Below are 10,318 nucleotides of genomic sequence, written 5' to 3'. Positions count from 1 at the left end.
AACACGGCAGTTGGTTAAATATGGCAGAAATCGAGTTAAGCGTCCTCAGTAATCAGTGTTTGGACCGGCGGATTCCTGATAGAGAGACGCTGGACAGGGAAGTTTCCGCGTGGGAAAAAGAGCGCAATCGGAGAGACTGCAAAGTGAATTGGCAGTTCACGACCCAGGATGCGAGGATCAAATTAGGGCGTCTCTACCCGTCAATTCAGCTTTGTTGACCCACTAGCATTTTGCAACCTTGCTTTTCACGATTGCGAAAAGGCCTCTTTGAGGGGCCAGCAATCGAAAGCCCCCGGCTCTGCCGGGGGATGGCTACTGCGTCCAGCAGGGCGGCGTTGTTGGAGGAGTTGAGAGAGCGACCCGCTCCGACCAACTCCTTCCATCCTGCTCAGCTTCCTCCCGATTGACCACCCACATCACCTCTGCGATTTGCTGCAGCTCCTCAACCACGACCCGCATAACCACAAACAGGGATGCCGGGGTAGGTTCGTCTTCGCCCGGTTTCCTTTTGCCGCCGCATTCGGCGACCATCCGAGCAACGGCCAGTGCCTTTTCCAGGGGGAGGTTGATAGTCATTGAGGATGCCGTTGAGAGGGGGTGAGATGCCAGCGGCGCGATTTTCCCCTTTTACAGCGCGTGGTTCACTCTGGTAGGCTGTTCCAAGTTTTGCACTATGCGTCGCAAGGAGTCCCACCATGACAAGATCGCAGTTGATCAACCTGATCGTTCAGCAGCTCAAACTGACGCGGAAGGACGCGGATGCCGCCGTGGACACCATATTCGACTCCATTGCCGCATCGTTGGAGGCTGGCCGCCGGGTTGAACTGCGGGGATTTGGCAGTTTCGGGTTGAAAGAACGCCAGTCGCGCACAGGCCGCAACCCAAAGACGGGGGAGAGTGTGGCGGTGGAGGCCAAGCGTGTGCTTTTCTTCAAGACGGGAAAGGAATTGCGGGAGCGGGTGGATCATCAGGGACTGTGAGCTGGCAGAAACTGGGCGTGATTGGCTCTGGCTGTCTGGCATGGGTGGCCGGGCTGTTTTGAACGGTTGATGGGGAAAGGGTTTATGGCACAAGTCTTTACTGGCAGGGTTGTCATTCCTGGCGATAAGCTTGACGAATATTTCGAGGCAATGAAAAAAGCCGAGGAGGAACGGCAGCCCTTTCGAGACGGGTTGGATGCCCTGAACCATGCGTTTGCCGAGCACCTTGCTGAGAAATACAGCAAACGCACGGCCAACAAACATTCATCCATCATCCATATGTTCATCGAGTTCCTTTGCAGGCACACCGATGTACAGAAGCTGGAGGATGTCACCATTGGTATGGCAAACTCCCATTTCCAGACGTGGTATCGCCGCAAAGTATGGGACAGCACCACCGACAACGATAGAAGGGTTGCCCTCCAGAAATTCTTCTTTTTCATTGCGATGGAGAAGGGGATTGTCAACCAGAAGGTGATGGAAAGGTTGTCCGGTGTGTCACGACCGCGTGCTGTTGCGAAACGCTGACCGGCTGCTTACCCCACCTTCGGCATCGTGATGCCGGGAGGTTTCTCTACCAACCTGCCAGCGTTCCGACCGCACCCCTACGCATCCCGTAACGGAACGCTCGGGAACCCCAGCCTTTCCCGTTGTTCACTCCACAACATCGGCAACGGCTCCATGAGATCGGCCAGGGTGAGCGACTCCGGTTGCCGACCATCCAGGATGGCATTGATGATATCCGGTGCCAACAGCGTCAGGCGCAAGATCCTGGAAACATACGAGCCGTCGAGCTTTTCCTGTTCAGCCAGCTCCCGCATGGAGGCCACCTTGCCGGACTCCAGCATTTTCAGCCAGCGGTGGGCGCGTCCCAACGCCTTGATCATCGCCTGCTGGGGCGACGCTGGAGGCGGTGCCCAGTCGGGTGTGCCCGGCGGGGCGATGATCTCTGTCCTGGCACCCCACCGTTTGAGGCGCATGGGGATGTGAACCACCAGAATGCTTCCGTCGTCGCTCATCGTTGCTTTCATGCCACGCTCCCTTCGTCGTCTGTGTCCATTTCGGTCATCAGGCTTTTCAGCCCACCGGTTTTGAGATGCACGGAAACCCCCTGGTGGCTGACATCCACCTTTGCCACCAGCAGTTGCAGAAGCCGCGCCTGCTCGCCGGGGAACAATTCGTCCCACAGGGTTCCCAGGTTGCGCAGGGACTCCATTACCTTGCTTTCTGGCGTCTTGGTTTCACCCTCGTCCATGGCCTGGAAGGTGCGGACCATCATTTCTGGGGTGCGCAGCAGTCCCCGCACTTGGTCGAACACCGCCCGTTCCACATTCCCGGCGGCCACTGTCCGCAGGGTGCAGGCGTCGGCCCCATTTTTGTCCGCTGACTGGCAGGTGTAATAGCGGTATTCTCTCCCATCCTTTCGGGAGTATGTCGGCTTCATGGCTCTGTCGCAGTGGCGGCAACGGATGATGCCTCTCAGCACTGCAGCGGTTTGCACACGGGTGGAGGCTGAGCGTGGTTCCCGGGTGTTGGTGGCCAGGATGGTGTGGACGGCGTCCCAGAGTTCCCGTTCGATGATCCCTTGGTGCTCCCCGGTGTAGATCGCACCCTGGTAGGCGATTTCGCCGACATAAACGTGATGGCCGAGAATGCGGTAGATGGCCCCCTTGTCTAGTGGCCTGCCATTTTTCCCAACCGCACCCGACTCGGCCAGTTCCCGGATGAGCTGGGTGGCAGAGCCGATTTCGACAAAGCGGCGGAAGATGGTGCGCACCGTCTCGGCCTCGGTGGGGTGGATCACCAGTTTGCGCTCCTGGACGACATACCCGAGCGGTGGGTGGCCGCCCATCCACATGCCTTTCTTTTTGGATGCGGCGAACTTATCACGGATACGCTCGGCGGAGATTTCTCTTTCGAATTGCGCAAATGACAAAAGTATGTTAAGCGTCAATCTTCCCATAGAAGTGGTTGTATTGAACGCCTGGGTGATACTGGCAAAGGTGACATTCCGCCGATCGAAGGTTTCCACCAGCTTGGTGAAATCCATCAGGGAGCGTGTCAGGCGGTCAATTTTGTAGACCACCACCACGTTGACTTTGCCAGCATCAATGTCTTTCATCAGCCGTTTCAAGGCGGGCCGTTCCAGGCTTCCACCAGAGAAACCGCCATCGTCGTAGCGGTCTGGCACGGGGAGCCAGCCTTCTGACTTCTGGCTGGCGATGTAGGCTTCGCATGCCTCCCGCTGCGCATCCAGGGTGTTGAACTCCATGTCCAACCCCTCTTCAGTCGATTTGCGCGTATAGATGGCGCAGCGTATTTTTGGTGTGACTGGTTGTTTTGTCATTTCAATATTTCCTGTTTCTTGAGTCCGAAAAACACAAGTCCATTCCATTTGGAGCCAGTGATGAAGTTGGCCACCGCCGACAAACTCTTGAACCGCCGCCCCTGGTATTCAAAGCCGTCGTCCAACACCACGCAACTGTGCTGCACCCCCTTCCACTCCCGCGTCAGCCGGGTGCCAGTCATCAACCGTTCCCCCGGCGGTCGCTTTTTCTCCTGCGGCGCGTCATCGGCCGGGATCCGTTCCAACCGCTTTTCGTTCCTCTCCGACAGGCCATCGTAGGCCAATTCCTGGATCCGGTACGCCAGCCGACTCACCAAAAACGCCCGGTTGAACGGGGGCGGCTCTGTCTCATGGTACGTCTTCCACATTGCCTTCAACTCGGACACCGACATGCCTGGCAAGGCCGCCACCCGTCTTATTACTCCAATGTTCATCGCCTTTCTCCTTTGGTTGTTTTTCGACCATAGGGCCATTGGTTTGGCGAGTTATCCAGGGGAATCTTCTCCGTTTTTTGTTTTTCCAGAAGGCGGTGGATGCCGGTGGCAAGGATGCGGGCGACCTCGTTGAGGCGTTCGTCGTCGGACATGTGGGTGGGGTGTGTGGTGGTGATCATTGGCGGCACCTTCCTCGTTTGGAGATTGTTCCTGTTTGCGCTTGAGGAGGAAGATAAGGCCATCGGAATCAAAATGTAAAACCTTTTCATGTGGTTAATGTTGTTCCGTGACAACAAATGTCTCTCTGTGAGGTTTGGTGAGGTGGGTGGCAAGTGGAGCTAATGGTTATGTTCGGCTGTGTTTCGTTAAAAATAAAATTGTATCGGATCGTTTTTTTGTTCTTGACAAACGGATCATCATCTCATGTATGCTTTCCACATCAAATTTATCCTAAAATAAATGATCGTTCCCTGTATGAGAGCCTATAAATACGATGGAAAACAATAAGAAGCGAGTCGGTCGCCCAACCACAGAAGGTCCGACCTCTGCCCAGTTGCGGATTATCGATGCCGTCAGGAAGTTTGTTGTAACACATGATGGAATTCCGCCTAAAATTTCTGATGTAGCCCAGATTCTTGGTGTCAGGGCTCCCAGTGTGCACGAGTTGGTCGATGTCATGATCCAGAAGGGACTGCTTTTTCTTGCTCCCGGCACGGTGCGTAGAGTGGCATTGGCGGAAGACAGCTCCCAGTTTCCCGATTTGGTTGCCGTACCCGTCTTCGGGTTGGTTGCCGCAGGGACACCCATTTTTGCGGCGGAAAATCGAATGGGTGAAATATGGGTGGAAACCAGCGTGGTGAGGGGATCCTGCTTTGCCTTGCAGGTTAAGGGTGACAGCATGGTGGATGCCGATATCCAGGAGGGGGATTTCGTGATCGTTCGTCGGCAACCCATTGCGGAGAATGGTGAGATCGTTGTGGCGTTGCTGGGGAATGAGGCAACAGTCAAGCGATTGTACATATCAGATTCATTAATCGAGCTGCGGCCAGCCAACCCGGCCTATCGTCCCATTCGGGTCAGACAGGAAGATGAACTCAGGATTTTGGGAAAGGTATTGGCTGTGCGCAGCACAACTCTATCTGGAGGTGACTCATGACAACGATTGCACGGGTGGTCCGCAACACCCCGGCACCGAGGTTGCGGGACTATTTTTTGTGGCGTGGTTTGGGTGTTGGCGGCATTTTCAACGAACGCGACGATGGAAGGGGATACACGGCCACTGCCCTGCTCAAGGCCGTGGAGAGGCTGGATGAAAGAGACCTGGCAGTGTTGAATGCCGATTTTGATCGTATCCAGGACATGACGGATGAAGCGGGACAATGGGCCATGCTGCATGTGTCGGCGGATCGGAAACCTTTGAAGGAGCTTGGCAGCCATTATGAGCGGGCCTTGTGGCTGTTCATGGATGATCCGGCGTTGTTTCGGCAGGCTGAGGAGGCCCGTTTTGCTGACACCCACCGTCAGGGGCGCATGTGGTCTGGTTTCGTTGGTCCCCGTGGCGTGGCTGTCAGCCAGGATCCGGAGGATCATCGGCGGTTTGAGGAAAAGGTGCGTCTCATTTTCGACACCCGCAATGCCCGCCTGGATCTTTTCGAGCGGTTGAGGGTTGAGGCCAAGGAGCAGTTGTCGCGGGTGGTCCAGGCGGTGATCTACCGGGAGGGCTTGCCCGACATGCAGTTGGTGTTCAATGCGACCGGGGATCTGGAACTGCAGTCCCATCGTCCGGTTTATGAGGTGTCAATCGTCTACGAGCCAGGCAGTGGGATCATCGAGGTGGTTGCCAATGGGACGGAGAACCGGGCACGACTCGCCCGCTTGTTTGCCGAGATCATCCTGCGCCAGGGGATTTTGGGGATGCGGGTTCCGCTGCGCCAGTATGACCTCTCCCCGTTGCTCCAGCCACACGACTTTCCCTGTGATCCCACTGACGGCATTGCGGCAGTCAAGGTGCTGCGCCTGAACTTGCGTCGCAAAGGGGCAGACAAACCCCACCTTGCCTTGTTGACCAACTGGGAAAAACGGGAAACGGTCTACGACCACGCGCAGTCGTCGCTCATTTGTGCCCAGAATCTACGGAAAGAATATGAGGTGGCCGAAGCGATATTTTCTGTCCGTACACGACCATCGCGGCGATCATCCGGGCGCGGTCGGACCATCAATGTAACGATCTCCCTGCCGAACGGTTGCAACCTGAAGAGCAAGACCGAGCAGGAGCGGATGATCTGCGACAAATATCTCCCCCGTTGGGGCCTGGTGAAGGAGGTGTGATCATGACCAATACGTCGATGCCGTTCAAGACCTTCCAGTTGGCTTTGGACATTTTCAATTTTTCGGAACCAGAGATGCCAGGTGGCAACATTGCGGATTTCTACCAGGATGAGGGCAAGACACTCATCGATTGCGGGTTCCTGACGGAGGGTGCAATTCGCACGGTGGTACCCGACCGGCACAACGAGGGTGCTGATTTGGTGGAGCCCGTGTGGAACGAGGAGACCCGGACCTACCAGTATCTCAGCTTTGATGATGGCTATTTCGTGGATGTCCCCGAGGAGGATCTGAAAACCTATGACCTGGACATGGGCCGCTTCGTGCGGCATATCCAGGAAATCGCCGGACTGGGTGGGGAACCGCGCTCAGTCCTCAAAAACTTTCTCTGGAATATCGGCTCGTTTTCTCTTGGCTCCGGCACGGCGGCTGTCTTTCTGGCCAGACGGATGGCTGCGCACCAGAGTTTTGACGACATCTACGATGCCTTGAAACGTCTCGGTGGCAAGTCGCCGGGGGTGGTATTGGCCAGGGATATCCCAACGGGACGGCATGTCGAGTTGCCCCACGGATTTCGCATGCTCAGCCTGGACGATGCCATGATCACGGAGGGGGATCGTTACCGCCTGGACATGGATCTGTTGGAGAGTATGCTGACCGGCAGGTCTGGGGCGGTGGACGACTTGTCTCCGGTCTGGGCCAGTCCCGACTATGATGTGGTGCGGGTTAACGGGCGCGAGTTCACTTTTACGGGTGAGAAGCAAAGACAGTTGATCGGCATTCTGGTGAGGGCATGGCAGCGAGGTGAGAAGAAATGCCGAACGCAGGTTGTACTGGAAAATGTTGAAGCATCGATGAAAGCCAACAGCCTGACCAAGTTTTTCAGCGGGCGGTCCGACTGGAGGGATCTGATTGGTTACGGTGGTGGATTCTGCTGGTTGAAAGAGTAACGCCCGGTACACGCCTTTCGCTGGCCCCGTTCATGTTGGGCGGGGCCAGTCACCCGTCTTTTTCCCCCATGCTCCCCTGTCCTATCAAGCCCGTCCGTTCATCCCTCCTCCGTGATTCCCTACCTGCTCCTACCCGCATCTCCTTGTTCGTTTGCTCCCCTCATCCCGCATGGTCACCTACCTGCTCCTACCCTTCTCCTACCTGCTTTCCACACCCACCCATCCATGCAAAATTTGCCATATTTGTTTGTCCAGTCAGTCTAAAATCAGAATATATTGATTTTTTTCACTATGTTGAGTCACCTTGCGGACAATTTGCCATGCCATAAAAATTTTCAAAAAAAATGCAAAAAAAAGTCGCTCCTACCTTTTACCTACCTTTCTCCTTCCTTTCTCCTACCTTCCCCCCTGCTACCATCCTCCCCACGTTCAACACACAACCGGGAGGAAAGCACGGCATGGAGACCCGTCACATCAACCCATTTCAGCTTGCGCGTCGGTGGGGGATCAACCCCAGGACGCTGCAAAACTGGCGGTGCAAGGACAAAGGGCCGGCCTACCTGAAAATAGGCGGCCACATCATGTACCGCGAGAACGACATCGAGCAGTACGAGGCCGAACACCACGTTCATACAAACAATACATCCAAACGGAACAGGCAGGAGGAAAGGACATGATTCAGATTCACTCAAACAAGCAGGTCAAAGTTACCCCGGAGGTGGCTGGCGATTGGCTCCAGCACAACATTTTTTCTCGCCAACGCTCCATGCGTCCCCGTCATCGGGATGCCCTGGTGCAGGAGATCAATGCCGGGCGGTTCATCCAGGGTACCCAGATCCATTTCGTTCGGTTTCGCAACGAGCAGCTCTTGGTCAACGGCCAGCACACCCTGTCCGCCATCGAGAAGGCGGGTGTTCCGACAACCCTGACCGTGCTGATCTCGGTGGCAGAGACTATGGACGAGGTGGCCGAGCTTTACTCCCGGCACGACAACCACCTCTCGCGGTCCGTCATGGACTCCATCAAAGCCAGGGATCTGCACAACCAGATTGGGATGTCGCTGAAACAGGCGACCAACGTGGCGGCTGCGCTGCGATTCATCCAGGGAGGCTTCCGTCGTTCTGACAGTCGGTGCCAGGAGGATGTTCTCGCTGAGGTGAAGACCTGGGAAGAGGAAGGCAACGCCTTTTTCGAGACCATTCTTGGTGGTGGCAAGGATGCGGTGTTGCTCACGAAAGCCCCCATCCTTTCGGTGGCCCTGGTCACCTTCCGTCACCAAGAGAAAAAGGCGCGGGAGTTCTGGCGGCAGGTGGCTCTGAATGACGGGCTGCGCAGCAACGACCCCCGCAAGATCTTGCACGAATTCGTCGATCTGACCCGCACCAATCGCGGGCCGTTCATTCGTGGAAACAAAACGGTCACCCCGGCCTATGTGGCCAGGGCCGTGGCAGTCGCGTGGAATGCCTTTTTTGCTGGCAATTCCATCACCCGCATCAATGTCGTCGATCCAGATCGCGAAATCGTGATCAAAGGCACGCCGCACAAAGGCCAACAGGAACAGTGAGAGAAGGATACCGAGAGATGAGCATGATTCCAATTGAAAATATCGTGGTTGGCAAGCGTCTGCGGCAGATCCGTCAGGAGTCGGTGGATTTGTTGGCTGGGAGTATCGGAGAGGTTGGCCTGATGAACCCCATCGTTGTGAGCCCGATATTGGATGACGAAGGGCAGGAGACGGGTGTGTTTCGCCTGATTGCCGGGAACCACCGGTTGGAGGCGTACAAGAAACTGGGTAAGACGGAGATCCCCGCCACCATTGGTACCGGTTCGGATGTGGACCAGCGGTTGGCCGAGATCGATGAGAATTTGTGCCGGGCAGAGTTGACCCATTTGGAGCGAGCCGAGCATCTGGCCGAGCGCAAGTCTTTGTACGAGACAAAGTACCCACAGACCAAACAGGGTACGGCTGGAGCCAACAAACGGTGGGATGAAAATGCAACGGAAATAATTTCCTTTGCATCGGATACAGCCAAAAGAACTGGGGCAACGGATCGCAATATCAGGCAGGCCGTTCGTCGCGCCAACAACATCAGCCAGGAGGTCCGGGACTCCATCCGTGACGTGGCAAGCATCGCCGACAACAGCCTGGAACTGGATGCACTCGCCAGCCTGGAGGAGTCGGAACAGATGGCGGCTGTGCGGGCGGTCCTGGACGGCAAGGCTCGCAGCATTCGTGAGGTTGTCCGGCAAAAGGAGGAAGCCACCCGTCCGCAGGTGACCATCCCCAGTCGGCACAGTGGGGAACCGGAGGATGCGGCAGAGACCGGCGACACATCTGTTCCAAATGGTTCTGTGGATTGGAAGCGCATGTACAAGGATACGTCTGGCGAGGTGTTGGCGCAGAAGGAGCGGATCAGAACCCTGAACAAGGAGCGCACCGCTCTCAAGGCACGCATCAAGGAACTGGAGTCCAGTTCATCCGAGCCGGTACCGCCCCCTGCCAGTCTCATGGCCGAGTTGGAGGAGTGGAAACGTCGTGCCCTGGAAGCAGAGGAACGGTGCATATACCTCGGACACCAGTTGGACGAAATCAACGAGGATCCAGTCCGGCAGAGCAACCGGGGGGCAGCGTTGAAAGCCATGCTGGACGATTTGGAGAACAATCTGGCAACCGATCCCGGGGCCTTCCAAATGGAGACCCTGAATACCTTCGAGAGCCGTCTCAGCGACCTGGTGTTTCTGATCAAGAGCGTCAAACGGCGGTAGCATCAACCAAAAACCACCAAACAAAGAGAGGATACCATGGACCAACCAGTCACACTCAATCAATTGCGACAGATGCCCCTGGGCGATATCGCTGCCCTGCCCGCCAGCGAACTGGCCCGTCTCCAGAAGGGGGTGGCCGAAGTCATGAACCAGACCAAACTGGTCAGCGACCTGCTTGACGGGGTGCTCGTTCGCCGCTTCGGTGACCGTGCTGCCAGCATCCGGCAGGAAAGCGGTAAGGAGTTTGGCCTGATCCGTTTTCAGGATGGCGAGGTGGAGGTCGCCATGGATTTGCCCAAACGCCCCTCCTGGGATCAAGGCAAGTTGGCCGGGATTGTCCAGACCATTCGGGAAGCTGGCGACGACCCTGGCCAGTACGTGGAAACATCTTTTGACGTTTCCGAGCGGAAGTATACCGCTTGGCCGGACAGCATCCGCCGGGTGTTTGAACCGGCCCGCACGGTGACGGAAGGTGACCAGGGCCACCGAAAGGATGGGGGCTTTCGTGAGCAACAC

General features: G+C 56.4%; 13 protein-coding genes. 9 read left to right on the top strand and 4 right to left on the bottom strand.

Translation table 11 applies throughout. The features are described from left to right. The first annotated feature begins 695 nt into the window (after window positions 1-695). Together HQL63_14165 and HQL63_14160 are read left to right on the top strand one after the other, a co-directional pair. Complete coding sequence (locus HQL63_14165) at window positions 696-980, top strand: integration host factor subunit beta (protein ID MBF0177973.1); 285 nt, start codon at window positions 696-698, stop codon at window positions 978-980. A gap of 84 nt (window positions 981-1,064) precedes the next feature. Then, complete coding sequence (locus tag HQL63_14160; GenBank protein MBF0177972.1) at window positions 1,065-1,508, top strand: hypothetical protein; 444 nt, start codon at window positions 1,065-1,067, stop codon at window positions 1,506-1,508. Window positions 1,509-1,585: 77 nt separating this feature from the next. Here HQL63_14160 and HQL63_14155 read toward each other — a convergent pair whose 3' ends face one another. Genes HQL63_14155 through HQL63_14140 form a run of 4 tightly spaced genes read right to left on the bottom strand, consistent with a single transcriptional unit; the run spans window position 1,586 to window position 3,940 of the window. After that, window positions 1,586-1,999: a hypothetical protein gene (locus HQL63_14155; protein MBF0177971.1), complete on the bottom strand. Its 414-nt coding sequence runs from the start codon at window positions 1,997-1,999 to the stop codon at window positions 1,586-1,588. An 8-nt stretch (window positions 2,000-2,007) separates the two neighbouring features. Next, window positions 2,008-3,327 carry a recombinase family protein gene (locus HQL63_14150; protein MBF0177970.1) on the bottom strand — a complete coding sequence of 440 codons (1,320 nt, stop codon included), beginning with the start codon at window positions 3,325-3,327 and terminating at the stop codon, window positions 2,008-2,010. Next, the gene (locus HQL63_14145) at window positions 3,324-3,761 is read right to left on the bottom strand and encodes a DUF2924 domain-containing protein (GenBank protein MBF0177969.1); all 438 of its coding nucleotides are present in this window, start codon (window positions 3,759-3,761) and stop codon (window positions 3,324-3,326) included. Before HQL63_14145 ends, HQL63_14150 begins: the two co-directional genes overlap by 4 nt. After that, entirely contained in the window at window positions 3,758-3,940 is a 183-nt protein-coding gene (locus tag HQL63_14140) for a hypothetical protein (protein MBF0177968.1), read from the bottom strand. The genes HQL63_14145 and HQL63_14140 overlap by 4 nt, the downstream gene beginning before the upstream one ends. Window positions 3,941-4,254: 314 nt before the next feature. Here HQL63_14140 and lexA point away from each other — a divergent pair, with 314 nt between their 5' ends. The 7 genes from lexA to HQL63_14105 form a co-directional block, all read left to right on the top strand. Further along, window positions 4,255-4,917 carry a repressor LexA gene (gene lexA, locus HQL63_14135; protein MBF0177967.1) on the top strand — a complete coding sequence of 221 codons (663 nt, stop codon included), beginning with the start codon at window positions 4,255-4,257 and terminating at the stop codon, window positions 4,915-4,917. Further along, on the top strand, window positions 4,914-6,089 hold the full coding sequence (locus tag HQL63_14130; protein ID MBF0177966.1) for a hypothetical protein: 1,176 nt from the start codon (window positions 4,914-4,916) through the stop codon (window positions 6,087-6,089). The genes lexA and HQL63_14130 overlap by 4 nt, the downstream gene beginning before the upstream one ends. 2 nt (window positions 6,090-6,091) lie before the next feature. Further along, complete coding sequence (locus HQL63_14125; GenBank protein ID MBF0177965.1) at window positions 6,092-7,036, top strand: hypothetical protein; 945 nt, start codon at window positions 6,092-6,094, stop codon at window positions 7,034-7,036. A gap of 458 nt (window positions 7,037-7,494) precedes the next feature. Continuing rightward, window positions 7,495-7,713, top strand: a complete 219-nt coding sequence (locus tag HQL63_14120) for a helix-turn-helix domain-containing protein (protein ID MBF0177964.1) — start codon at window positions 7,495-7,497, stop codon at window positions 7,711-7,713. Next, window positions 7,710-8,600, top strand: coding sequence for a hypothetical protein (locus tag HQL63_14115; protein MBF0177963.1), 891 nt, complete (start codon window positions 7,710-7,712; stop codon window positions 8,598-8,600). Before HQL63_14120 ends, HQL63_14115 begins: the two co-directional genes overlap by 4 nt. 17 nt (window positions 8,601-8,617) lie before the next feature. Then, on the top strand, window positions 8,618-9,802 hold the full coding sequence (locus tag HQL63_14110) for a ParB N-terminal domain-containing protein (protein MBF0177962.1): 1,185 nt from the start codon (window positions 8,618-8,620) through the stop codon (window positions 9,800-9,802). Between the two features lie 36 nt (window positions 9,803-9,838). Continuing rightward, window positions 9,839-10,318 (top strand): hypothetical protein (locus tag HQL63_14105; GenBank protein ID MBF0177961.1); only part of this gene is annotated, 480 nt, incomplete at its 3' end.

The sequence above is a fragment of the Magnetococcales bacterium genome, assembly GCA_015231175.1.
Lineage (GTDB): Bacteria > Pseudomonadota > Magnetococcia > Magnetococcales > DC0425bin3 > HA3dbin3.
The sequence above is the reverse complement of the archived record's forward strand: the minus strand, read 5'-3'. Positions and strand labels throughout refer to the sequence as shown.

What these genes read in the sequence shown, in the direction of transcription:
- HQL63_14110 (MBF0177962.1), top strand. Translation starts at nt 8,618, where the DNA reads ATGAGCATGATTCCAATTGAAAATATCGTGGTTGGCAAGCGTCTGCGG.
- HQL63_14165 (MBF0177973.1), top strand. Translation starts at nt 696, where the DNA reads ATGACAAGATCGCAGTTGATCAACCTGATCGTTCAGCAGCTCAAACTG.
- HQL63_14145 (MBF0177969.1), bottom strand. Translation starts at nt 3,761, where the DNA reads ATGAACATTGGAGTAATAAGACGGGTGGCGGCCTTGCCAGGCATGTCG.
- lexA (MBF0177967.1), top strand. Translation starts at nt 4,255, where the DNA reads ATGGAAAACAATAAGAAGCGAGTCGGTCGCCCAACCACAGAAGGTCCG.
- HQL63_14115 (MBF0177963.1), top strand. Translation starts at nt 7,710, where the DNA reads ATGATTCAGATTCACTCAAACAAGCAGGTCAAAGTTACCCCGGAGGTG.
- HQL63_14120 (MBF0177964.1), top strand. Translation starts at nt 7,495, where the DNA reads ATGGAGACCCGTCACATCAACCCATTTCAGCTTGCGCGTCGGTGGGGG.
- HQL63_14125 (MBF0177965.1), top strand. Translation starts at nt 6,092, where the DNA reads ATGACCAATACGTCGATGCCGTTCAAGACCTTCCAGTTGGCTTTGGAC.
- HQL63_14150 (MBF0177970.1), bottom strand. Translation starts at nt 3,327, where the DNA reads ATGACAAAACAACCAGTCACACCAAAAATACGCTGCGCCATCTATACG.
- HQL63_14160 (MBF0177972.1), top strand. Translation starts at nt 1,065, where the DNA reads ATGGCACAAGTCTTTACTGGCAGGGTTGTCATTCCTGGCGATAAGCTT.
- HQL63_14140 (MBF0177968.1), bottom strand. Translation starts at nt 3,940, where the DNA reads ATGATCACCACCACACACCCCACCCACATGTCCGACGACGAACGCCTC.
- HQL63_14155 (MBF0177971.1), bottom strand. Translation starts at nt 1,999, where the DNA reads ATGAGCGACGACGGAAGCATTCTGGTGGTTCACATCCCCATGCGCCTC.
- HQL63_14130 (MBF0177966.1), top strand. Translation starts at nt 4,914, where the DNA reads ATGACAACGATTGCACGGGTGGTCCGCAACACCCCGGCACCGAGGTTG.